Annotated in this window: 17 protein-coding genes; 7 read left to right on the top strand and 10 right to left on the bottom strand. The window is 64.7% G+C overall.

Annotated features, from left to right (window positions below; translation table 11 throughout):
• The first annotated feature begins 307 nt into the window (after positions 1 to 307).
• The 4 genes from BLT16_RS11690 to BLT16_RS11675 all read left to right on the top strand — a co-directional run bounded on the left by BLT16_RS11690 (position 308) and on the right by BLT16_RS11675 (position 6,991).
• Positions 308 to 568 (top strand): DUF4212 domain-containing protein, encoded by a 261-nt coding sequence (locus BLT16_RS11690; RefSeq protein WP_089658694.1) that lies wholly within the window; start codon positions 308 to 310, stop codon positions 566 to 568.
• A gap of 6 nt (positions 569 to 574) precedes the next feature.
• Positions 575 to 2,371: a sodium:solute symporter family protein gene (locus BLT16_RS11685; protein ID WP_089658693.1), complete on the top strand. Its 1,797-nt coding sequence runs from the start codon at positions 575 to 577 to the stop codon at positions 2,369 to 2,371.
• A 108-nt stretch (positions 2,372 to 2,479) separates the two neighbouring features.
• Complete coding sequence (locus BLT16_RS11680; protein WP_340148259.1) at positions 2,480 to 2,983, top strand: hypothetical protein; 504 nt, start codon at positions 2,480 to 2,482, stop codon at positions 2,981 to 2,983.
• Between the two features lie 63 nt (positions 2,984 to 3,046).
• On the top strand, positions 3,047 to 6,991 hold the full coding sequence (locus BLT16_RS11675; protein WP_089658691.1) for a hybrid sensor histidine kinase/response regulator: 3,945 nt from the start codon (positions 3,047 to 3,049) through the stop codon (positions 6,989 to 6,991).
• Between the two features lie 222 nt (positions 6,992 to 7,213).
• Here BLT16_RS11675 and BLT16_RS11670 read toward each other — a convergent pair whose 3' ends face one another.
• The 3 genes from BLT16_RS11670 to BLT16_RS11660 form a co-directional block, all read right to left on the bottom strand.
• The gene (locus BLT16_RS11670; protein ID WP_089658690.1) at positions 7,214 to 7,876 is read right to left on the bottom strand and encodes a LuxR C-terminal-related transcriptional regulator; all 663 of its coding nucleotides are present in this window, start codon (positions 7,874 to 7,876) and stop codon (positions 7,214 to 7,216) included.
• Positions 7,877 to 8,135: 259 nt separating this feature from the next.
• A complete protein-coding gene (gene acs / locus BLT16_RS11665; RefSeq protein ID WP_089658689.1) occupies positions 8,136 to 10,085 on the bottom strand; it encodes an acetate--CoA ligase in 1,950 nt (649 codons plus the stop codon).
• 158 nt (positions 10,086 to 10,243) lie between these two features.
• Positions 10,244 to 10,804, bottom strand: a complete 561-nt coding sequence (locus BLT16_RS11660) for a SprT family zinc-dependent metalloprotease (RefSeq protein WP_089658688.1) — start codon at positions 10,802 to 10,804, stop codon at positions 10,244 to 10,246.
• Between the two features lie 50 nt (positions 10,805 to 10,854).
• Between BLT16_RS11660 and BLT16_RS11655 the strand changes: the two genes are divergently transcribed.
• Positions 10,855 to 11,490: a YecA/YgfB family protein gene (locus BLT16_RS11655; RefSeq protein ID WP_089658793.1), complete on the top strand. Its 636-nt coding sequence runs from the start codon at positions 10,855 to 10,857 to the stop codon at positions 11,488 to 11,490.
• Between the two features lie 170 nt (positions 11,491 to 11,660).
• Here the strand turns inward: BLT16_RS11655 and BLT16_RS11650 are convergent, their stop codons facing one another.
• Positions 11,661 to 12,782 carry a phospholipase D-like domain-containing protein gene (locus BLT16_RS11650; RefSeq protein ID WP_089658687.1) on the bottom strand — a complete coding sequence of 374 codons (1,122 nt, stop codon included), beginning with the start codon at positions 12,780 to 12,782 and terminating at the stop codon, positions 11,661 to 11,663.
• 116 nt (positions 12,783 to 12,898) lie between these two features.
• Between BLT16_RS11650 and plsB the strand changes: the two genes are divergently transcribed.
• Positions 12,899 to 15,319: a glycerol-3-phosphate 1-O-acyltransferase PlsB gene (plsB, locus tag BLT16_RS11645; protein WP_089658686.1), complete on the top strand. Its 2,421-nt coding sequence runs from the start codon at positions 12,899 to 12,901 to the stop codon at positions 15,317 to 15,319.
• On the opposite strand, the gene BLT16_RS11640 is transcribed toward plsB, so the two are convergent.
• From BLT16_RS11640 to ampD, 6 genes are all read right to left on the bottom strand, one after another.
• Entirely contained in the window at positions 15,298 to 16,065 is a 768-nt protein-coding gene (locus tag BLT16_RS11640; protein WP_089658685.1) for a class I SAM-dependent methyltransferase, read from the bottom strand. The genes plsB and BLT16_RS11640 overlap by 22 nt on opposite strands.
• 5 nt (positions 16,066 to 16,070) lie before the next feature.
• Complete coding sequence (tsaB, locus tag BLT16_RS11635; RefSeq protein WP_089658684.1) at positions 16,071 to 16,775, bottom strand: tRNA (adenosine(37)-N6)-threonylcarbamoyltransferase complex dimerization subunit type 1 TsaB; 705 nt, start codon at positions 16,773 to 16,775, stop codon at positions 16,071 to 16,073.
• A gap of 94 nt (positions 16,776 to 16,869) precedes the next feature.
• Positions 16,870 to 17,526: an adenylate kinase gene (gene adk, locus BLT16_RS11630; protein WP_089658683.1), complete on the bottom strand. Its 657-nt coding sequence runs from the start codon at positions 17,524 to 17,526 to the stop codon at positions 16,870 to 16,872.
• Positions 17,527 to 17,798: 272 nt separating this feature from the next.
• Positions 17,799 to 19,799, bottom strand: coding sequence for a pyruvate dehydrogenase complex dihydrolipoyllysine-residue acetyltransferase (aceF, locus tag BLT16_RS11625; RefSeq protein ID WP_089658682.1), 2,001 nt, complete (start codon positions 19,797 to 19,799; stop codon positions 17,799 to 17,801).
• An 83-nt stretch (positions 19,800 to 19,882) separates the two neighbouring features.
• The gene (aceE, locus tag BLT16_RS11620) at positions 19,883 to 22,561 is read right to left on the bottom strand and encodes a pyruvate dehydrogenase (acetyl-transferring), homodimeric type (protein WP_089658681.1); all 2,679 of its coding nucleotides are present in this window, start codon (positions 22,559 to 22,561) and stop codon (positions 19,883 to 19,885) included.
• A 305-nt stretch (positions 22,562 to 22,866) separates the two neighbouring features.
• Positions 22,867 to 23,445 carry a 1,6-anhydro-N-acetylmuramyl-L-alanine amidase AmpD gene (ampD, locus tag BLT16_RS11615; RefSeq protein WP_089658680.1) on the bottom strand — a complete coding sequence of 193 codons (579 nt, stop codon included), beginning with the start codon at positions 23,443 to 23,445 and terminating at the stop codon, positions 22,867 to 22,869.
• A gap of 88 nt (positions 23,446 to 23,533) precedes the next feature.
• Here ampD and nadC point away from each other — a divergent pair, with 88 nt between their 5' ends.
• Positions 23,534 to 24,388, top strand: a complete 855-nt coding sequence (nadC, locus tag BLT16_RS11610; RefSeq protein ID WP_089658679.1) for a carboxylating nicotinate-nucleotide diphosphorylase — start codon at positions 23,534 to 23,536, stop codon at positions 24,386 to 24,388.
• The last annotated feature ends 2 nt before the right edge of the window (positions 24,389 to 24,390 follow it).

The following is a 24,390-nucleotide window of genomic DNA, read 5'->3' as shown; positions in this document are numbered from 1 at the left end:
ACCCCAAAAGCACCATACAACGCTTCGGAACACACAATAACAATATGATTTATATGAAAATATTGTTAACCAATGAACATGAACGAAAGGTGTGATACCAAAGTCTGGGATTTATTTTTAGCCATCTATTGACCACTATTCATTCGTGAATCGTGCAGGGCAATCACACGTAGAGTACAGGCTAGACGTTAGTCATATACATCGATACGACAACGCCACTGCCGTTAGATAGGTGCGATTGTCTTGCTGAACAACATCAACGCTGATCACCACACCAATACGTCCAACACACGTGGAGAGCATCACCATGGCAGATGATAAATCCAATGCCGCTGCTTACTGGAAGGCCAACGTGCGTCTGATCACCGGCTGCCTGATTGTCTGGGCACTGGTGTCATACGGCTTCGCCATTCTGCTTCGCCCCCTGCTGTCTGGCATTCCGGTCGGCGGCACCGACCTGGGCTTCTGGTTCGCCCAGCAGGGCTCAATCCTGACCTTCATCGGCATCATTTTCTTCTACGCGTGGAGAATGAATAAGCTCGATGCACAGTATGGCCTGGGGGAGTAAGCAGACATGAGTCAGTTTGCCATCAACCTGCTATTCGTCGGGGCTTCCTTCGCCCTCTATATCGGCATCGCCATTTGGGCCCGGGCCGGCTCGACCAAGGACTTCTACGTCGCCGGCGGCGGCGTGCACCCCATCACCAACGGGATGGCCACCGCCGCTGACTGGATGTCAGCGGCCTCGTTCATTTCCATGGCCGGCCTGCTGGCCTCCGGCGGCTATGCCAACTCCAGCTTCCTGATGGGCTGGACCGGCGGCTACGTCATTCTGGCCATGCTGCTGGCCCCCTACCTGCGTAAGTTCGGCAAGTTCACGGTCCCCGACTTTATCGGTGATCGTTTCTATAGCACGCCGGCACGCATCGTTGCCGTGGTCTGCCTGGTCGTCGCCTCGGTAACTTACGTCATCGGCCAGATGACCGGTGCCGGCGTGGCCTTCTCGCGCTTCCTCGAAGTCAGCAACACCTGGGGCATTTGGATCGCCGCCTTCATCGTGTTCCTGTACGCAGTGTTCGGCGGCATGAAGGGCATCACCTACACCCAGGTTGCCCAGTACATCGTGCTGATCATCGCCTACACCATTCCCGCGGTGTTCATTGCGCTGCAGCTGACTGGCAACCCGATCCCGATGTTCGGCATGTTCAGTACTCACACCGAGTCAGGTCTGCCGCTGCTCGAGAAGCTCAACTCAGTGCTGAATGAGCTCGGCTTCCGCGACTACACGGCCGATGTCGACAACAAGCTCAACATGGTGCTGTTTACCCTGTCGCTGATGGTGGGTACCGCGGGCCTGCCCCACGTCATCATCCGCTTCTTCACCGTGCCCAAGGTGGCCGACGCACGTTGGTCAGCGGGATGGGCGCTGGTGTTCATCGCCCTGCTCTATCTGACCGCACCGGCGGTGGCGTCCATGGCACGCCTCAACCTGCTGACCACCGTCTATCCCGACGCCGCCGGCCAGGTTGAGAACTACGAAGAGGCCCTGGACAACGCCCTGGTTTACGAAGAGCGTCCCGAGTGGATCAGAACCTGGGAAGAGACCGGCCTGATCGAGTTCACCGATCTCAACAATGATGGCCGCATCCAGGTCTACAACGATGCCAACCCGGACTTCGAAGAGACCGCCGAAGCACGCGGCTGGGAAGGCAACGAACTGGAAGTCAACAACGACATCCTGGTGCTCGCCAACCCGGAAATCGCCAACCTGCCGGGCTGGGTCATTGGCCTGATTGCCGCCGGCGGCATCGCGGCCGCTCTCTCGACCGCTGCGGGTCTGCTGCTGGCGATCTCCTCGGCGATCAGTCACGACCTGATCAAGAACACCATCAATCCCAATATCACCGAGAAGGGTGAAATGCTGGCAGCACGCCTGTCGATGGCCGGTGCCATCCTGCTGGCGACCTATCTGGGCCTCAACCCCCCGGGCTTTGCCGCGCAGACGGTCGCCCTGGCCTTCGGGATCGCCGGTGCCTCACTGTTCCCGGCGTTGATGATGGGGATCTTCTCCAAGCGGGTGAACAGCAAGGGTGCCGTGGCCGGCATGCTGGCCGGTCTGATCGCCACCCTGCTCTACATCTTCACCTACCTCGGCTGGCTGTTCATTCCGGGCACTAACATGCTGCCCAATACGCCGGACAACTGGATCCTCGGCATCTCGCCGCTGTCATTCGGTGCCGTAGGCGCGATGATCAACTTCGCCGTCGCCTTCACGGTCTCCAATGCCACCGAGGAGCCTCCTCAGGAGATCCAGGACCTGGTAGAGAGCGTGCGCTATCCGAAAGGTGCTGGTGGTGCCATCGACCACTAAGCCATAATGGCCCCCGGCGCCTTGCGCCGGGGCTCGTTCACTGCAACACGTCGGGCTTCCCCCTGGGAAGCCCGACTGCTTTCAGAAAGGTTCTCTATGATATGGCACTTGATTGCAGCTGCCTTTGCCGGCCTCGGCGCCGCCGGTGTCGGGCTGCTGCTGCGCTTTCTCAGCGGCAAACGCTTGCCGCGCTGGATCATCCCGGCCTTCGCCGGGCTCGGAGTGCTGGGCTACCAGATCCACCACGAGTACACCTGGTACAGCCATAAGCAGCAGCAGTTGCCTGACTCTGCCGAGGTGGTATCGGTGGAGCACGGTAGCGCCTTCTGGCGGCCATGGACCTACGCCTTCCCCCTCGCCAACGCCTTCGAGGTGGTCGACCAGGCCAATCTTTCGGTCACGGAGAGTGACGGTGAACGACTGGTGGAATTCATCCGCTACCGCTTCGAACGCCATTACGTGGACCTGGTCACCCCCCAGGCCTATTTGATGAACTGCTCCACTCAGGAACTGGTACCGCTGGCCGGCGAGCCGCGTCAGCCTCGGCTCTCGGCGCTGCGCAGCCTTGATGACGATGACCCGCTCTACCGGGCTGTGTGTGAGGTCGGTTAAACGGCAACGGCGACAGCCACGGCGCCGTTGCCCTAGAATGCTCGCAGACCAAAGGGAGGGCCCATGTTCGCCGGCTGGCTGCTGATCGCCGTTTCACTGACCTATATTGCCGTGCTGTTCGCCATCGCCTGGCGCGGCGACCGCCACGCCAGGCTGCACGGCGCCAGCCGTCGGCGCCCGGTAATCTATAGCCTGGCGCTGGCCATCTACTGCACCTCCTGGACCTTCTATGGGGCGGTAGGCGAAGCCGCCACCTCGGGCTGGTCGTTCGCCAGCATCTTCGTCGGACCGATCCTGACGTTCCTGCTGTTCTGGCCGGTACTGGCCAAGATGATACGCGTCGCCAAGCACCAGAACGTCACCTCGATCGCCGACTTCATCGCCTCGCGCTACGGCAAGACCCAGTCGCTGGCGGCCTTCGCCAGCCTGGTAGCACTGATTGGCACCCTGCCCTATATCGCCCTGCAACTTAAGGCGGTGTCGACCTCGTTCACGGTGCTGACCGACACCTCAGACCTGACCCGCACCCCACTGTTCGCCGACACGGGCTTCTATGTCGCGGCGGTGATGGCAGTGTTCGCGATCCTGTTTGGCACCCGCCATACCGATGCCACCGAGCACCACGAGGGGCTGGTCCACGCCATCGCCTTCGAGTCGCTGGTCAAGCTGCTGGCGTTCCTGATTCTCGGTGCCTACGTCACCTGGGGACTGTTCGGCGGACTCGGCGACTTGCTGGGGCAGGCAGATCAGCAGATGCAGCTGCAGCAGCAGTTGGCCACCCAGGATTTCGGCCGCAGTTTCTGGGCCCAGACCCTGCTGGCCATGCTGGCGATCTTCTGCCTGCCTCGGCAGTTCCACGTCGCAGTGGTCGAGAACACCCACCGCGACGACGCCACCAAGGCGCGCTGGTTGTTCCCTCTGTATCTGGTTGCCATCGGTTTCTTCGTGCTGCCGCTGGCCGCCGCCGGTCTGATCATGTTCCCTGGCGGCGACGTCGAACCCGACACCTTCGTGCTGGCCATCCCCATGGCCACAGGCAACGAGCTGTTGACCCTGTTGACCTTCATCGGCGGCTTCTCGGCGGCCACCGGCATGGTGATCGTGGCGGCGGTGGCGGTATCGATCATGATTTCCAACGAGATCGTGATTCCGGCGCTGTTCCGGCTGCGCTGGTTCGACACCAAGCCCCGCGACTACGGCCGCCTGGTATTGCGTGCCCGGCGCGTCACCATCGTTGCCATTCTGGCGCTGGCCTACGGTTTCCACCAACTGATTGCCGAATACGGCACCCTGGCCTCCACCGGCATGCTGTCGTTTGCCGCCGCCGCCCAGTTCGCTCCCGCGCTGCTCGGTGGCCTCTACTGGAAGCGCGGCAACCGTTTGGGCGTGATCGTCGGCATGAATATCGGTTTCGGCATCTGGGCTTACACCCTGCTGGTTCCGACCCTTATCACCGCCGGCGTGCTGCCCCAGGCGTGGCTGATCGGCGGCCCGCTGGGCATCAACTGGCTGGCACCGACCCAGCTGTTCGGCCTCAATATCGGCGACAGCTTTACCCATGGCGTGATGCTGTCGCTGGGCCTCAACCTGTTCTTCTACATCTTCGTCTCGCAGATGACGCCCCAGCGGGTCGTGGAGCGCATCCAGGCGTCGCTGTTCGTCGATAGCGTCGAGACCCGTCAGACCTCGGTCAACCGGCCCTGGACAGGTGCCACCACGGTGGGTGACCTCAAGGTACTGTGCGAGCGATTCCTGGGCGCCGGCCAGGTGTCGCGGGCCTTCGACGACTACGCCCGGCGGACCGGCAAGCCGCTGGAGGATACCACTCGCGCCTCCATCGACGTGATCCAGTTCACCGAGCGCTTCCTGGCCTCGGTACTCGGGGCGTCGTCGGCGCGCATCGTGGTCAACTCGGCGCTGCAGGGCCGCGGCATCGGCATTTCCGACGTGATCTCGATCGTCGACGAGGCTTCCCAGGTGCTCGAGTTCAACCGCGCCCTGCTGCAGGCCACCATCGAGAACATCAACCAGGGCATCAGCGTGGTCGACCAGAACCTGCGTCTGGTGGTGTGGAACCAGCGCTACCTGGAGCTGTTCCGCTTCCCGGATCACCTGATCCGGGTCGGCGCCCCCATCGACAAGATCTTCCGCTACAACGCCCATAACGGTGAGTACGGGCCCGGCGACCCCGAGGAGCACGTCGAGCTGCTGATCGACAATATTCGCCAGGGCCACCCTCACCGCTACGTGCGCTACCGCCAGGACGGCACCGTGCTCGAGGTGCAGGGCAATCCGATGCCCGGTGGCGGCTTCGTCTATACCTACCAGGACATCACCCAGCAGAAGCGCATCGAGGAAGCGCTGATCCGCTCCGAGAACAATATCCGCATCTACACCGACAACGTGCCGGCGCTGATTGCCTATTTCGACAAGGAGTGTCGCTACCTCTTCACCAACCGCGCCTACGAGCAGGCCTTCAACATCGACCGCAACGCCGTAATCGGCGAGCGCGTCGAGGCGGTGATGCCGGCGCATATCGCCCGCGACCGCGCGCCGTGGATGAAGCGCGCCCTGGCCGGTGAACGGGTCAGCTTCGAGATCTCGCTGGACGACGGCGACGGCGGTACCCGCTATATGCTGGTCACCTATACGCCGCACTTCGGCGACAGCGGCTCGATCCTCGGCTTCTTCTCGCTGTATCAGGATATTACCGAGCGGCGCCTGGCAGAAATCGCCTTGAAGGAGACCAACGAGAACCTCGAGGAGCGGGTCCGCGAACGCACCCAGGCACTCTCCGAGGCCAACGCCGCGCTGCGCCAGGAGAACCGCGTACGCGCCGAGGCCGAGCAGGCGCTGCGCCAGGCCAAGCAGGTCGCCGAGGACGCCAACGCTTCCAAGACCCGCTTCCTGGCCGCCGCCAGCCACGACCTGCTGCAGCCCCTCAACGCCGCCCGGCTGTTCACCTCGGCACTGGCCCAGGAGGTCGACGCCGAGGACATGAAGCGCACCATCGGGCATATCGACAACTCGCTGCAGGCCGCCGAGGAGCTGCTCGGCACCCTGCTCGATATCTCCAAGCTCGACGCCGGCGCCCTGACACCGCGGCGCAGCCACTTCGCGCTGGCCGATATCATCCGTCCGCTGCGCGCCGAGTTCGACGTCATGGCCGAGGAGCGTGGCCTCGACCTGATGGTGGTCACCACCGGCTGCTGGGTCGACAGCGATGCCCAGATGCTGCGCCGCATCGTGCAGAATTTCCTCTCCAACGCGATTCGCTACACCCAGCATGGCCGCGTGCTGCTGGGCTGCCGGCGGCGGGGTGAGCGGCTCACCATCGAGGTCTGGGATTCCGGCCCTGGGATCCCCGAGTCCAAGCTTTCGGAGATCTTCCAGGAGTTCCGCCGCCTCGATCAGGCCTCGCGCCACAAGGAGAGCGAGAAGGGCCTGGGCCTGGGGCTGTCCATCGCCGACCGCATGAGCCGGGTCCTCGACCATCCGATCCAGGTGCGCTCCTGGGAAGGGGTCGGCACGGTGTTTTCGGTTAGCGTGCCCCTGGTCGCCGCCCAGGCGCCACGTGATAGCGACGAGGAGCGGCCGTCGCGGCGCGGCGGCAACAAGCTGGCCGGCGCCAAGATCATCTGCATCGACAACGAGACGCTGATTCTCGAAGGCATGAAGGCGATGCTCAGCGGCTGGGGCTGCGAGGTGTTCACCGCCACCTCGATCGGCGGCGCCAAGTCGATCCTGCGCCACCTGGAGGGGGACCCAGACGCCATCCTCGCCGACTACCACCTCGACAACGAAGTCACCGGGATGATGGCGCTGGAGGCCCTCGCCGAGCGGCTGGACGGCGCGGTGCCGGGCATCGTGATCACCGCCGACCGCACCGACGAGGTCGCCGAGGAGGTACGTCGCGCCGGCTACCAACTGCTGCTCAAACCGGTGCGCCCGGCGGCACTACGCGCCCTGCTGACCCGCACCCTGCAGGCCAGCCGGGCGGGGCGGTAGCGCCGAGCGCCGAGCGCCGAGCGCCGAGCGCCGAGCGCCGAGCGCCGAGCGCCGAGCGCCGAGCGCCGAGCAGGATGCTACTCTCATCACTGCCAGCACCAACAAGAAACCCCAGCGGTTTGTGAATCCGCTGGGGTTTCTTGTCTTCGTCCACTGCACCTGCCGCCCGTTACCGAGCGGCTGGGCGCTCGGCGCTTGCAGCTCGGCGCTGCTGACCGAAGGTCAGGACTCGACCTTGGGCGGTTCGACCTCGAGCTTCTGCGCAGCGATCACCGCCTGGGTGCGCGAGTGCACGCCCAGCTTGCGCAGGATCGCCGTCACGTGGGCCTTGATGGTCGCTTCCGAGACGTTGAGCTCGTAGGCGATCTGCTTGTTGAGCAGCCCCTCGGTGAGCATATTGAGCACCCGGAACTGCTGCGGGGTCAGCGAAGCGATGGCCTCGGCAAACTTGGTCTCCTCCTCGTTGGACTCCCCCAGTGCATCGGCCAACTCCGGCGGCAACCATACCTCGCCATCGAGAATCTCGCCCACCGCCTCGGCGATCAGCGTCAGCGATGACGACTTGGGGATGAAGCCCGAGGCGCCATAGTCGATGGCGCGCCGAACCACGTAGGGCTCGTCGCTGCCTGACACCACCGCCACCGGGATATCGGGCATCTGGCCACGCAGCTGTATCAGTCCAGAGAAACCATGAGCACCAGGCATATGTAGATCAAGCAGGATCAGATCGGCGTCCGGATGCCGCGTGACCACCTCGGTAGTGGCCTCCATGGTATCGGATTCGACGATCTCGGCCTGGGGTGCCAGCTGTCGCAGCGCCTGAGTCAGGGCCGCACGGAACAGCGGATGGTCATCGGCGACGATGAATTTCTGGGCAAAGGCCATTGAGTCTCCTCCGGTTCCTCTTGTCGCGAACGCGCGGCCATTGCCAACGCGCGGCCGCCCCTTCGGCGCCTAGGGGCGGGTTCGCCATTGTTACACGGCATGTTACCCCATGGCGATGAAGAATCCCAAGCCCGCACGTTCAACCCTACGCGGTTTCATCAGGCATCGCCGCTAGACACGAAAATGCCGGCTTGTTACGGCCGGCATTTTCTCTATCCGGCAGCGCTGTTCAACTGGCGCTCACCGGTCGGGTCACCGCTCAGCGGTTTGCGCGATTCTCGATCAGGTCGTCGACCACAGTGGGATCAGCCAGGGTGCTGGTATCACCCAGCCCATCGCACTCGTTGGCGGCAATCTTGCGCAGGATACGGCGCATGATCTTGCCCGAGCGGGTCTTGGGCAGTCCCGGCGCCCACTGAATGATGTCCGGTGACGCGATCGGCCCGATGTCCTTGCGCACCCACTGGGTAAGCTCCTTCTTGAGCGCATCGCTGGGTTCGCTGCCGTCGGTCAGGGTCACGTAGATATAGATGCCCTGGCCCTTGATGTCGTGGGGGAAGCCCACCACCGCGGCCTCGGCCACCGCCGAGTGTGCGACCAGCGAGGATTCGATCTCGGCGGTGCCCATGCGGTGCCCGGAGACGTTGAGCACGTCATCGACGCGACCGGTGATCCAGTAGTAGCCATCTTCATCGCGACGGCAGCCGTCGCCGGTGAAGTACATGCCCTCATAGGTCGAGAAGTAGGTCTGAACGAAGCGCTCGTGGTTGTTCCAGATGGTCCGCGCCTGACCCGGCCAGGCGTCGAGGATCACCAGGTTGCCTTCGGTGGCGCCCTCGAGGATATTGCCTTCGTTATCGACGAGTGCCGGCTGCACGCCGAAGAACGGCCGCGTCGCCGAGCCCGGCTTGAGGTCGGTGGCGCCCGGCAGCGGCGTGATCATGATGCCGCCGGTCTCGGTCTGCCACCAGGTATCGACGATCGGGCACTGCGAGTTGCCGATCACCCGGTAGAACCACTCCCAGGCTTCGGGGTTGATCGGCTCCCCCACCGAGCCCAGCAACCGCAGGCTGGTGCGCTGACTGGAATCCATGACGTTGTCGCCATGAGCCATTAACGCGCGAATCGCGGTCGGCGAGGTGTAGAGGATGCTGACGTTGTGCTTGTCGATGACCTCGCCGAGGCGGCCATTGCTCGGGTAGCTCGGCACCCCCTCGAACATCAGGGTAGTAGCACCGTTGGCCAGCGGGCCGTAGACGATATAGCTATGCCCGGTGACCCAGCCGACGTCGGCACTGCACCAGTAGACCTCGCCCTCCTGGTAGTCGAAGACGTACTGGTGAGTCAGGCTGGCGAAGGTGAGGTAGCCGCCGGTGGTGTGCTTGAGGCCCTTGGGCGCGCCGGTAGAACCGGACGTATAGAGGATGAACAGCGGATCCTCGGCGTTCATCTCCTCGATCGGGCAGTCGCTGGACTGCTGGTCGACCAGCTCGTCGAACCACACGTCGCGGCCGTCGTGCCACTCGATGTCACCGCCGGTGCGCTTGACTACCAGCACCTTCTCGGCAACGTCGGTGCCGTCGCGGGTCAGGGCGGCGTCGACGTTGTCCTTGAGCGGTACCTGCTTGCCGCCGCGCACCGACTCGTCGGAGGTGATCACCAGCTTGGACTGCGAATCGATGACCCGCTGGGCCAACGCATCCGGCGAGAAGCCACCGAACACCACCGAGTGAATCGCACCGATGCGCGCGCAGGCCAGCATTGCCATGGCCGCCTCGGGAATCATCGGCATGTAGAGGGTGACCACGTCGCCCTTCTTGACGCCCAGCGACTTGAGCGCATTGGCCAACTGGCAGGTACGCGCATGCAGTTCGCGATAGGTAAGGGTCTTGGACAGATTGGGATCGTCGCCCTCCCAGATGATCGCCGGCTGGTCGCCGCGGGTCGCCAGGTGCCGGTCAAGGCAGTTGGCCGAGGCGTTGAGGGTGCCATCCTCGTACCAGCGGATATCGACATTGTCGGACGCGTAGGAGGTATTCTTGATCTTGGTCGGCGCCTTGATCCAGTCGAGCCGCTTGGCCTGCTCGGCCCAGAAGGCCTCGGGCGCATCGACCGACTGCTGGTACATCGCCAGGTATTTTTCGTTATCGGCCCAGGCATTGGCAGCGAACGATTCGCGCACCGGATAGACATGCTGCTGTTCGGTCATCGATTAACCCCTGTCCATGAGTGGTTATGGAATGACGGTTGCCGACGGCGAAGATTGCTGCAGCGCGTCGACCCTAAAAACACACCCAGCATATACCCCTCCAGAGCGCCCGCCTTTTAGACATTGGTATTAACAAATAACCATTTAACAACAACAACTTATGACGATTTTTCGTCATCATTTAGTGGTGCATAGACCAAGGTCTGAGCGCAATGTCGACAACGATAGCGGCTGCCGCGACGAACCAGACCGTGCCGCCGAGGGGTAAAGTGGTGGTCACGGCAGGCACAGCGATAGCGATAAGGCGCGGGGCTTGCGCGGCTAATGTCGAAGCGGTGGGTAACGTGTGGCGTACAGTCGAACAGTCGGCGCATGACTGTCTGCCACTCGCGGCCATGGGGTCGCATGCGCGGCCCCTCTTCGAGGTGATGGACCAGCCAGTGGGCCATTTCATGAGGCACCACGTCGGCCAGGAAGGCGTAGCGGTTCTCGGCATATAGCCGCGGATTGAAGCGCAGTCCACCGCGTCCGAAGTGGGCCTGCCCGGCGCTCTTGCCACGCAGGTCGCACCACACCCGCGGCCGGGGCAAGTCCGGATGCACCTCGCGACAGCGCTGCCAGGCGGCTTCGACCTGCGCCAGCAGGCAAGCCTCGAGCTGGGCGGCGTCGAGACGCTCGAGGTGGTCTTGCGTGGGAACGGGGAGCGCTGAATAGGTCATGGGGTGGTAGAATGACCGGCCTATTCGCCACCGTCCAGCCTGAGAGCCCCATGTCCGATACGCTGCCCCCCCAGCCGCTCCTCGATGATGACGCCCTCGACCGTCTCGATGACTTCCTCGCCTCGGAGCGCGTCGGCGAAGACGCCCTCGACCTGATCAGCAGCCACGGCTACCTGGTGGCGTTGGCGGTGGCCCCGCGCGAACTCGACCCGGCAGTGTGGATCGGTGAGCTGTTCCAGGGCGAACCCGCGTTCGCCGACGACGCCGAGCGGGATGAGATCTTCGGCCTGCTCGAGGCGCTCAAGGCCAACGCCATCGCCGCCCTCGACCAGGGCCTGCTGCCAGAGCTGCCCTTTGAGCTGACTCTGGGAGGCCTGGCACCGGAAGAGACGCCGATCGGCGACTGGTGCGCGGGCTTCATGGAGGCGGTATTCCTCGACGAGCCGGCATGGTTCGACGACGATGAAGAGAGTGCAGCGGCGCTGCTGCTGCCGTTCATGGCGCTTTCCGGGCTGTTCGACGATGAGCCCGACATGGCCGAGATGGTCGACCCGACGCGCCTCGAGGGGCTGGTCCAGCAACTGCCCGAGCTGGTACTCGACCTCTACCTCAACTACCGGGTGCCGCCGGAAAAGCCCAAGCCCAGCCCGCGCAAGAAGGCCCGCGGCGGACGTGGAAAGCGTTAAGAGGGAAGAGGGAAGAGGGAAGAGGGAAGAGGGAAGAGGGAAGAGGGAAGAGGGAAAATAGCCTAGCGCCCCTACCCCCTAATCAAGGTTTTTCTTCACTCTTCCAGCGGCGCAGCCGCGATCTTCTTCAGGCGCGAAGCGCCGCTCTTATAGCTCCCGGCGAAGCCGGGTTAGCGCAGTCGCGTCAGCATCCCGTCGAGGCTGCCGAACAGCCACTCCTTGAGGCGCTGCCAGCGCGGACGCTGCCCCCACTGCACCGGATCGATCTCGTGGCTGGCAGAAAAGTTGCGTTCGAACAGCGCCGCCACGTCCTTGGCGAAGCGCTGATCGTCCACTTCCTGGTTGGCCTCCAGGTTCCAGTGCAGGCTCCAGTGGTCGAAGTTGCACGAGCCCAGGGTGCACCAGTCATCGGCCAGCGAAAACTTGGCGTGGATGAAGGTCGGCTGGAACTCGAAGATGCGCACCCCGGCACGCAGCAGCCGGCCGTAGAAACGCTGTCCGGCGTAGCGCACGCCGGGATGGTCGTGAGCATCGCCGGGTAGCAGCAGACGCACGTCGACGCCACGCCGCGCCGCCCTCGCCAGCCGTCGTCGCAGCGACAGGGTCGGCACGAAATAGGGGGTACAGATCCAGATACGCTGACGCGCCGAGGAGACCTGCTGCTGCAGCGAGTGACGAATCGCCTGATAGCGATAGCCCTGGCCCCACACCACGCGCCCACGCATGCCCTGGTAGTCGTCGCTATCGTGGGGGGCGACCGCCAACTGGCGCACCAGCTGGGCCTTCCCGTCACCGCGGGTCAATGGCGAGTCCCAGACCCGCGAGAATAGCCGCACCCAGTCGGTCACCACCGGCCCCTCGATGCGCACCGCCACTTCGTACCAGGCGTCGAGGAACTCATCCACCGCACCAAAGCCGCCGGTAAAGGCCACCTCGCCGTCGATCACCACCAGCTTGCGATGGTCGCGGCTAAGGTTGCGCGCCAGCGAGTGAAAGCCCAGCGGGTTGAAGAAGCGTAGCGCAACGCCGCGCTCGCGCAGCGCACGGCGGTCGTCATCGGACAACCCCATGCCACCGTAGCCATCCAGCATCAGCATCACGCGGACCCCGCGCTCAGCGGCGCGGCCCAGCGCGTCGATCAGGCCGCTGGCGAGCCGCCCCGACTCCATCAAGTAGAGCTCGATGAGTATCGACTCGCGCGCCGCCTCGATGGCGTTGAACATTTCCGGAATGAAGCACTTGGACTCCGCCAGCAGCGTGAAGCGGTTGCCTTCTCGCCATACCCCGCGCATGCGCATCCTCCCTGTCACCAGTCGGCATTGACGCACGTTTGCCGGTCCAACGAAAGCTGCAGCGTGCCGTGGGCCACCGCTATACTGGGGCCGACATCCCGCGACAAGGCAAAGGAATGGCCGCAAACGCTCTACGACACCCACTGCGCTGGCTGCTCTCCCGCTGGGTCGAGGTGCGCCTGATCGAACCCGAGCCGGCGAGCCTAGGTCTCGACCCGGCACTGCCGACCCTTTACGTCCTGCCCCACCCCGCCAGCTCCGATGCCGCCCTGCTCGGCGAGCTGTGCCGCCGCTACGGCCTGCCCGACGCCGATGCCACGCTGACGCTGGCCGGTCGCCCGCACCCTGCTCGCCTGAGTCTCGCGCCACAGCGGCAACGCTGGCGGCGTACCAGGCGCCAGGCGCCGTTCCTCGCCGCCCTGCAGCATCTCGATCATGCTCAGGGAAGCGACGTCCAGCTGGTGCCGGTAAGCATCTTCTGGAGCCGAGCGCCAGGCAAGCGCTTCGGGCTGGCCAAGCTGCTCGCTGACGATGACTGGCAGCTGGTGGGGCGCTTGCGCCGCCTGTGGTCGGTGCTGGTCAACGGCCGCAACGTCGAGGTCCACTTCGGTGCACCGCTACGCCTCGCGGAACTGCGCGATGGGCGTGACGATGCCCTCACCAACCGCAAGGCGGCACGACTGCTGCGGGTGCACTTCCGGCGCATGCGCAGCCGCGTGCTGGGCCCCGACTTGTCCCACCGCCGCACGCTGGTCGACGGCGTGGTGGCAAGCCCCGCCGTGCGCCAGGCCATTCAGGAGGTGGCCAGCGCTCAGCGCCGCTCAACCCGGCGCCTCGAGCGGCGCGCCCGACGCTACGGACTGGAGATCGCCTCCAACATGTCCTATCCGGTGCTGCGCTTCATGGACCAGCTGCTGACGCGGCTGTGGAACCGCCTCTACGACGGCGTCGACGTGCAGGGGTTGGAGCGCGTCAAGGCGCTGGCCGGCGACCACACTCTGGTCTACGTGCCCTGCCACCGCAGCCACGTCGACTACCTCCTGCTCTCCTACGTGCTCTACCGTGACGGCCTGATGCCACCCCACGTCGCCGCGGGTCGCAACCTCGACATGCCGCTGATCGGCGGCCTGCTGCGCCGCGGTGGCGCCTTCTTCCTGCGCCGCAGCTTCAAGGACAACCGACTCTACGGCGCGGTGTTCAATGAATACCTGCACCGCCTGATAGCGCGTGGCCACCCACTCGAGTACTTCATCGAAGGCGGGCGCTCGCGCAGCGGCCGCATGCTGCCTCCGCGCCCCGGCATGCTGGCCATGACACTGCGCTCCCACCAGCGCGACCCGACTCGACCACTGGCGTTCATCCCGGTCTACATCGGCTACGAGCGCATCCTCGAGGGCGGCAGCTATCAGCGCGAGCTGCACGGCGGCAAGAAGCGCAAGGAGTCGCCGCTGGGCCTGCTGCGGGTGGCACGGCAGCTGCGCGAGCCGTTTGGACGGGTCGCGGTCAGCATCGGCGAGCCGCTGATCGCCGGCGACTTTCTCGACCGTCACGCCCCGCGCTGGCGCCACGAGCGCAGCGCCCGCCCCAACTGGCTCAACCAGGCGGTACCGGCACTCGGCGATGAGCTGGCCGGGCGCATCAACGCCGCCGCCAGCCTCAACGCCGTCAACCTGGTAGCGCTGGTGCTGCTGGCCACCCCGCATCGCGCCATCGAGACGCGGCTGCTGATCCGTCAGTTGGCGCTGCTGGTGGACTGCTGCCCGGCCACGCAGCGCCCCGCCGGCGAGCCCGCCAGTTGGATCGCGCGGGTCGCAGAGCTGGGCATGATCCAGCGACGCGAGCAGGCCCTCGGCGAGCTGGTGCTGGCCAGCGCCGATCAGGCCGAGCGGCTCAGCTGGTATCGCAACAATGTGCTGCACCTGTTCGCCTATCCAGCGCTGGTGGCCTTCGCCTTTCGCAATCACGCTTCGCTGTCGCAGGGGGAGGTATTCGAACGCCTCGCGCCGGGCTGGCCAATCATCGCCCGTGAGCTTTACCTGGCCGTGCCCGAAGCCCTTGATGAGCCCCTGGAGGCGAGCCTGACGCAGCTATCCAGGCTGGGACTGCTGAGCCACGATGGTGACCGCTGGCAGCGCCCGGCTGCCCACCTCGAAGCCTTCGAGCAGCTGCGCCTGCTCAGCCAATTGATCCAGCCGACCCTGGAGCGCGGCTATCTGCTGCTCAGCCTGCTGCTCGACGCCCCCAGCGGCCAGCTGAGCCGGGATGATCTTGCCGAGCAGGGTCGCCAGCTCGCCGAACGCCTGGCGCTGCTGTCGGGGCTCGATGCGCCGGAATTCTTCGACCCGCGGCTGTTCGCTGGGCTGGTCGACAGCCTGATCGAGGAGGGCTGGCTATGGCAGCAGGAGGATCGTCTGTGCTACGACGCCCGCCTGGTCGAGGCCGCCCAGCGCGCCCGCGAGCTGTTCGACCCGGCACTGCGCCAGCGCCTGATGCAGCTCGGCGCCGGGCGTGACGATCACGTCGACAGCGAACGATGAACGTAGAGGTCGTAGCGGCTGGTCTTGCCTTCGATGGTATGCCCCGGCGCGGGGCCATCGATGGGCGGCGCCTTGCGCGGCCGCTTGACCGCCACCCGGTGAGTGGCAACGTCCAGCGCTGCCTCGAGCAGGCGCGGCGCATCGGCATCGTCGCCGGCCAGCTCGCGGAATACCCGCATCTCTTTCTTGACCAGCGCCGACTTGTCGCGGTGAGGAAACATCGGATCGAGGTGGATCACCTGGGGCGCAACGCCCGCCCCGGCGATTAACGACGCCAGATCGCAGGCAGCGTCGCCGTGCGTCAGCGTCAGGCGCGTGGCGATCTCGGCGAGCTCCGACGCGGCGCCAGCGCGTTTCAGGCCATCCTCGAGCAGCGCGGCAATCGCGGCGACGCGCTCGATCATCAGCACCCTCGCGCCTAGGCTGGCCAAGACGAAAGCGTCGCGGCCCAGCCCTGCGGTAGCGTCGACGATCGACGGTGCCGCCGCCTTGCCAAGCCCACAGGCCTTGGCCACCAGCTGGCCGCGCCCACCGCCGAAGCGGCGCCGATGGCCCGCCTTGCCGTCCACGAAGTCGACCTCGAGCGGCTTGCCGTAGCGGCGTTCATCGCCCGCCAGCACCAGCGTATCGCCGTCGCGCAGCAGCCTCAGCCCCGCGGCCGCGTCATCGCGCTGCCAGGGCAGCCCATAACGCGCGGCGAGCTCCTCGAGTCCCGCTCCGCACACCACCACGCCAGTCTTAGGCATCGTGCTCAACGACGCTTCTGCCACGCCACCTGGTCGCGCAGGTAGACCGGCTGGGCCTGGGCAGGTGCCGTGCGCTCGCCGGCGGCGTAGCGCTGGGCCGCCAGCCTCACCAGCTCCTCGGCGGCGGGCTGCCAGTCATCGAGATGCTGGCTGACGCCGGCCTGCAGGTTGGCGTTCATCGACGGCCACAGCGTCCATCCCGAGCCGACGCCGACCCAGTCGACCTCCTCCTGGCCAGGCGGCAGCGTCAACCGCTCGGGCGGCATCACCGCCTCAGCGCCGAGCGGGGTAATGTCACCGTCCTGGCAGCGATAGGCACCAACGTAGATCTCACCCATGCGCGCGTCGAGGGCCGGTAGCACATGGCGCAGGTGCAGGCGGCGATGCGCGGCCAGCGCCAGAGCCGCCAGGGTCGATACGCCAAGCAGGGGCTTGTCGAGCCCGTAGGCCAGTCCCTGAGCGGTGCCGGCGGCGATGCGCAGCCCGGTGAAGGAGCCGGGACCGTGGCCATAGGCCAGGGCGTCGAGGTCGGCCAGCGCCACGCCCGCTTCGGCCAGCACCTCGTCGATCATCGGCATCAGCCGGCGGGTATGTTCACGGGGCGCCTCGACATAGCGCGCCACGACCTCGGCCTCACGCCCGGCAGGCTGATGCCAGAGGGCGACGGAACAAGCGGTCGAGGAGGCGTCTAGGGCCAGCAGAGTCGGCATGGGTATCGCTCACGGTCGGCAGATCGGACGCCGGGATTATACGCCAACGGCCCGCAAAATGCGGGCCGCTGCAATCATCGATGCCAGGCGGAGATCAGGTTTCCAGGGCGTCGATCACCTGGCGGGTGATATCGTCGACGCTGCCCACCCCTTCCACACGATGATAGGCCGGCGCGGTGGCAGGATCCTGCTCGGCCCACGACTGATAGTAATCGACCAGCGGGGCAGTCTGTTCGTGATAGACCGCCAAACGGTTGCGCACCGTCGACTCGCGGTCGTCGTCGCGCTGGATCAGCGCTTCACCGGTGACATCGTCCTTGGCGTCTTCCTTGGGCGGATTGTACTCGACGTGGTAGACACGCCCGGAGCCGGGGTGCACGCGACGTCCGGCCAGACGCTTGACGATCTCCTCGTCGGCCACGGCAATCTCCAGCACATGGTCGAGCTTGACCCCGGCCTCCTTCATGGCATCGGCCTGGGGGATGGTGCGCGGGAACCCATCGAACAGGAAGCCGTTTTCGCAGTCCTTCTGAGCGATGCGCTCCTTGACCAGGGCGATGATGATGTCGTCGGACACCAGTCCACCGCTGGTCATGATCTCCTTGACCTTGAGCCCCAGCTCACTGCCTTCCTTGACCGCCGCACGCAGCATGTCGCCGGTGGAGATCTGCGGAATCTTGAAACGCTCGCAGATGAACTGGGCCTGGGTGCCTTTGCCGGCACCCGGGGCGCCCAACAGGATCAAACGCATGGGTACTGCTCCTTGAACGAGTTGAAAACGTTTTTATAAATGTGGGTAATCATCGATAGGTAAGCACAATTAGCGCGACAATACCCCGCGCGGCCCGCCCAGACAAGCCGACCATCCGTCAGCCGACCTTACTACCATTTATAAAAACCATTTCAATACATGCAGTTAGATGAAAAATTGCACTTTGGTCTGGCGCACGGCATGGCCCGTGACGCTGGCCCATACGCAAGACGGCGCCCGTAGGCGCCGTCTCGGCTACCGCACAGCCCGCTTTACATCAGCAGGCGGCGGATATCGGTCAGCAGCTGCCCCAGCAGCGCCGTGAAGCGCGCCGCATCGGCACCGTTGACCGCCCGGTGGTCGTAGGACAGGCACAGCGGCATCATCAACCGCGGCTGGAATGCTCCACCGTCCCATACCGGCTTCATCTGCGCCTTGGAGATCCCCAGGATGGCGACCTCCGGTGCGTTGACGATGGGCGTGAAGGCGGTGCCCCCAATCGAGCCCAGGCTGGAGATGGTGAAACAGCCACCGGTCATCTCCTCACGCTTGAGCTTCTTGGTCTGCGCCTTCTTGGCCAGCTCGACGCTCTCCTTGGCCAGTTCGATCAGCGATTTCTGGTCAGCGTTGCGGATCACCGGCACCATCAGGCCGTCCGGTGTATCCACGGCGACGCCGATGTGGACATACTTCTTCCACACTACGGTCTCGCCGTTGTCCTTGAGGCTGACATTGAACTGCGGATACTGACGCAGGGCGAAGGCACACGCCTTGATCAGGAACGGCAGCGGTGTGAGCTTGGCGCCCTGAGCTTCCGCCTCGGCCTTCATCGACTTGCGGAAGGCTTCCAGCTCGGTGATATCGGCTTCGTCGAACTGCGTCACATGGGGCAGGTTGACCCAGCTGCGGTGCAGGTTGGTGGCGCCCATCTTCATCAGGCGACCCATCGGCTTCTCTTCAATCTCGCCGAACTGGCTGAAGTCCTGATCGGGGATCGGCGGAATGCCACTGCCACCCGCGGCAGGAGCCGCCGCTGCCGGCGTCTCGGCCTTGCCGGCCATGACCTGCTTGACGTAGGCCTGGACGTCCTCCTTGAGCACCCGGTCCTTGGGGCCGCTGGGCTTGACCAGCCCCAGGTCGACGCCCAGCTCGCGGGCCAGCATGCGCACCGCCGGACCGGCGTGCACCAGCTTGCCGTCGCGCGGCTTGTGGGCCGCCATCTGGGCTTCGGGGCTCGGCGTTCCGGCCGCCGCGGGGGCAGGCTTGTCGGCCTTGGGGGCGTCAGCCTTGGGGGCAGGTTGCTCGGCCTTGGGTGCCGGCTTGCTACCCGCCACCTCGATATAACCGATCAGATCGCCTTCGGAGACCGTATCGCCCTCCTTGACGGTGAGCTCCAGCAGCTTGCCCTTGTAGGGGCTCGGCACGTCCATCGAGGCCTTGTCGGACTCAAGGGTGATCAGCGGGTCTTCCTCGTCGACCTCGTCACCAGCGCTGACGCCGATCTCGATGATCGGCACATCAGAGGAACCGGATAGATCCGGCACGCGAATTTCCTTGCGCTCCGGCTCGCCTGACGCAGCTTGTTCCTGGGGCGCGGGTTCGGGCTCGGCGGCCTGCGGCGCTGACTCGGCGGCAGCCGGCTCGGCGGGGGCCTCATCGCCTCCCTCGCCGGCAATCTCCATGGTGCCGATCACGTCGCCTTCGGAGACCGTATCGCCCTCCTTGACACTGAGCTTGACCAGGGTGCCGGCATGCGGGCTGGGCACGTCCATGGAGGCCTTGTCGGACTCCAGGGTGATCAGGGTGTCTTCCTCAGCGACCTCGTCGCCTGGGGCTACCGCCACCTCGATGATTTCCACATCGCTGGAGCCACCCAGATCCGGCACCTTGATCTCGACGGTCTGCTTGCCACCACCGCCAGACTTGGCCGCCGGTTTGTCGTCCTTGGCAGGTGCCGGCTCGGCCGCGGCCTGGCCAGTGTCAGACGCCTGGCTGGCACCTTGATCGGCACTGCCGGCATCGCTGTCGCCGCTGCCTTCGGCCTCTAGCTCAACGATGTCGTCACCTTCGGAGACGGTATCGCCCTCCTTGACCAGGACGCTCAGCACCTTGCCGCCTTTGGGCGACGGCACATCCATGCTGGCCTTGTCGGACTCGAGAGTGATCAGGGTGTCTTCGGCCTCGATGACGTCGCCTTCGGACACCGCGATCTCGATGATTTCGACATCGGTGCTACCGCCGATGTCGGGGACTTTGATGATTTCGCTACTCAAGGTCGCGCTCCTTCCAAATCGTGCTCGAAACCGGCGGGCCATCGGGCGGCAAGCCGCCGGTTCCAGATCAGCGGGTCAACGGCTCACACCATCAGCGGATTAGGCTTCTTGGGATCGATGCCGTACTTCTTGATCGCTTCGCTGACCACCTTGCGGTCCAGCTCGCCGCGGTCGGCCAGCGCCTTGAGCGCGGCCACGGTAACGAACTTGCGGTCGACCTCGAAGAAGTGACGCAGCTTCTCACGGGTGTCGGAACGCCCGAAGCCATCGGTACCCAGTACATGGTAGTCGGTCGGCACCCAGGCACGGACCTGATCGGCGAACAACTTCATGTAGTCGGTGGACGCGATGGCCGGGCCCTTGCGCCCTTCCAGGCAGGTGGTGACGTGCGGCTTGCCCGGCTCGTCCTCGGGGTTGAGGAAGGCCTGACGGTCAACCTCGAGCGCTTCGCGGCGCAGCTCGTTGAAGCTGGTCACGCTCCAGATGTCCGAGCCGACGCCCCACTCCTCGGCGAGCATCTCGGCGGCTGCCTCGACCTCGCGCAGAATGGTACCCGAGCCCAGCAGCTGAACATGGCCCTTGCCCTTCTTGCCCTGGGTCTCGCGCAGCAGGTACATGCCCTTGATGATGTCTTCGCTGGGCACCGTCTCGAGCTCGGGCTGCTCATAGTTCTCGTTCATCACTGCCAGATAGTAGAAGCAGTTCTCCTTGTCGACGAACATCCGCTTCAAGCCGTCATGCACGATGACCGCTACCTCGTGGGCATAGGTCGGGTCGTAGCTGCGGCAGTTGGGGATGGTCGAGGCCAGAATATGGCTATGACCATCCTGGTGCTGCAGGCCCTCGCCGTTGAGGGTGGTGCGCCCGGCGGTACCGCCGACCAGGAAGCCACGCGCCTGCAGATCGCCGGCCGCCCACGCCAGGTCGCCGATGCGCTGGAAACCGAACATCGAGTAGTAGACGTAGAACGGCAGCAGCGGCAGGTTGTGGTTGCTGTACGAGGTGGCCGCGGCGATCCACGCCGACATGGCGCCCGCCTCAGTGATGCCCTCTTCGAGGATCTGGCCTTTCTGATCCTCGCGATAGAACATGATCTGGCCTTTATCCACCGGCTCGTACTTCTGGCCCTCGGAGGTGTAGATGCCGAGCTGGCGGAACATGCCCTCCATGCCGAAGGTGCGCGCTTCATCGGGGATGATCGGCACCACCTGCTTGCCGATCTTCTTGTCCTTGACCAGACCGTTGAGGACCCGCACGAAAGCCATGGTGGTGGAGACTTCACGCCCCTTGGAGCCCCCCATCTGGGAGGCAAAGGTCTTGTCCTCCAGCGACGGAATCTCGAGCGCCTCGAAGTCGTTGCGGCGTTGCGGCAGGTAGCCACCCAGGCGCTCACGCTGCAGATGCATGTACTTCATTTCCGGCGATTCGTCGTCGGGCTTGTAGTACGGCATCTCCTTGAGCTGCTCGTCGGAAAGCGGAATGCCGAAGCGATCGCGGAAGCGCTTGAGCGCATCGTACTCCATGCTCTTGAGCTGGTGCGCCTCGTTGGCAGCCTCACCGTCGCCGCCGCCCATGCCGTAACCCTTGACGGTATGCGCCAGGATCACGGTGGGTCGTCCGTTGGTGTTATTTACCGCCGCGTGGTAGGCCGCGTAGACCTTGTACGGGTCGTGGCCACCGCGGTTGAGCTTCCAGATGTCCTCGTCGGACATGTCCTTGACCAGCTCGGCGGTCTCCGGGTACTTGCCGAAGAAGTGCTCGCGGGTGTAAGCGCCGCCGTTGGCCTTGTAGTTCTGGTAGTCGCCATCGACCGCCTCGTCCATGCGCTTCTGCAGCACGCCCTTCTTGTCCTGCTCGAACAGCGGATCCCAGAAGCGGCCCCAGACCACCTTCTGCACGTTCCAGCCGGCACCGCGGAACACGCCCTCGAGCTCGTCCATGATCCGCGAATTACCGCGCACCGGACCGTCAAGGCGCTGCAGGTTGCAGTTGATGACGAAGATCAGGTTGTCGAGCCGCTCACGGCTGGCCAGGTGAATGGCACCCAGCGATTCCGGCTCATCGCACTCGCCGTCGCCCATGAAGCACCAGATCTTGCGATCATGCATGTCCTTCATTTCGCGGGAGTGCAGGTACTTCATGACGTGGGCTTGATAGATCGCCTGGATCGGCCCCAGCCCCATCGACACCGTGGGGAACTGCCAGAAGTCTGGCATCAGCCAGGGGTGCGGGTAGGACGACAGGCCATCACCGTCGACTTCCTGGCGGAACTTGTCCATCTGGTCCTGGGTGAGGCGCCCCTCGAGGAAGGCACGCGCGTAGACGCCCGGCGCCACGTGGCCCTGGATGTAAACCAGATCGCCCTCAAAGTCGCCATTGGGGGCGCGGAAGAAGTGGTTGAAGCCCACGTCATACAGCGTCGCCGCCGACATGAAACTGGCGATATGACCACCCAGCCCCGGGTTAGCGCTGTTGTTACGGATCACCTGAGCAATGGCGTTATAGCGAATCAGCGAGCGGATCTTGCGTTCCATGAACAGATCGCCGGGCATGTGCGCTTCGCGATGCACCGGGATGCTGTTGCGATGAGGGGTCGTCACCGAGAAGGGCACCTGCATGCCATCGCGGCGCAGGCGGTCGGCCAGACGGCTCAACAGGTACTGGGCGCGATCTTCGCCCTCGCGATCCAGGACCGATTCCAGGGATTCCATCCATTCCGTGGTTTCGACCGGATCGAAATCTTCTCTTGCCTCCAGACTCATAGACGTCTCTCCGAATGAAGATATTGTGTCGGTCTGCCCTCACCGCCGTTGGTGGAGGGGCATGTGGCGCTCTTCAGTGCGGGCATGACCTTCTATGGGTCATATCTCCGGAAAATCTTGCTGTAATTTGATTACAGCGGGGCGTGCAGAAAGCCCGTCGCAGGCCGTTGAAGATACCGCAAAGCCTGGCTCCTGCCAATTGTAACCGTCATGGAAATTGTTTTCACATCCAATATTGCACCGCAACACAAGGCGTTGCGCGACTTACCCCAAGCCTAGACGAAAAGCCCGGCAATGTAGTGTTACTACATGCAATCCAGCATACAGCGCCGCAGAAAGGCCCAATCGAAGGCCGGACCAGGGTCAGTCTTGCGCAGCGGCGCGATATGCGCGTGGCCGGTGATACGCCCCGGCGTCAGCGCCGGATAGTGCTCGCAGAGTGCCATGATGACCCGCGCCAGGGCACGATATTGCGCCTCACGGTAGGGCGATATCTCATCGCCCTCGAGCTCGATGCCGATGCTGAAGTCATTGAGCTCACCCCGTTCGCAGCCGCTGTGAGGATCGAACCAGCGCGAACGGCCGGCATGCCAGGCACGCTCGTCGAATGACACGAACTGGGTGCACTCGCCGTCGCGGCGAATCAGCACATGCGCCGAGACCCTGAGCCCGGCGATGGCCGCAAAGTACGGGTGCGCCTGAGGGTCGAGACAGTTAGTGAACAACCGCTCGATGTCGGCGCCGCCGAACCGCCCCGGCGGCAGGCTGATCGAGTGCAGCACCAGTGCTGACACCTCGCCTGTGGGACGCGCGTTGCAGTTGGGTGACGGCACCTGTCGGACGGCCTCAAGCCAGCCCTCACGAATGCCGGCGGCAGCAAGCATCACGGCTGATTCCTCTGGCTGAATTGCCTATACTGGCAGCATTGTCGCACACCCCGACCGACCACGTTCACCCTCATCAAGGCCCGTCATGCACTATCAGCAAGCCCTTGCCGAAGAGATCCGCCAAGCCGCCGCCCGGCTGCTCGCCGAAGACGTCGGCCCCGGCGACATCACCGCCCAGCTAATCCCCGCCAGCCAGTGGGCCAAGGCCAACGTGATCAGTCGCGAAGACGCCGTGCTGTGTGGTGTGGCCTGGGTCGATGAGGTGTTTCGCCGCCTCGACGCCAGGGTCAGTCTGCACTGGCTGGCCGCCGACGGTGACCGCCTCGCTGCCGGCCAGCCCTTCCTCGAGCTGGAAGGCCCGGCACGCAGCCTGCTGACCGGCGAGCGCGCCGCGCTCAACCTGCTGCAGACGCTGTCGGCCACTGCCACCCGCACCCGCCACTACGTCGACCTGCTCGACGGTACCGGCGTGCGCCTGCTCGACACCCGCAAGACGCTGCCCAACCTGCGTCTGGCACAGAAGTACGCGGTGACCTGCGGCGGTGGCCACAACCACCGCATCGGCCTGTATGACGCCTTCCTGATCAAGGAGAACCACATTGCCGCCTGTGGTGGGATCGCCGCGGCGGTCAGGGAAGCACGCGATATCGCCCGTGACCTCCCAGTGGAGGTCGAAGTCGAGACGGCCGACGAGCTCGACCAGGCGCTGGCCGCCGGTGCCGACGTGATCATGCTCGACAACTTCACCCTGGACGCGATGCGTGACGCGGTGGCCCGCACCGCGGGCCGCGCTACGCTGGAGGCCTCCGGCAACGTCGACGAGACCACCCTGCGCGCCATCGCCGAAACCGGTGTCGACTGCATCTCAAGCGGCGCCCTGACCAAGGATATCCGGGCCATCGACCTGTCGATGCGCATCCTCGAGACGCAGTCGCGCTGAGC

The organism is Franzmannia pantelleriensis (assembly GCF_900102875.1).
Lineage (GTDB): Bacteria > Pseudomonadota > Gammaproteobacteria > Pseudomonadales > Halomonadaceae > Franzmannia > Franzmannia pantelleriensis.
The sequence above is the reverse complement of the archived record's forward strand: the minus strand, read 5'-3'. Positions and strand labels throughout refer to the sequence as shown.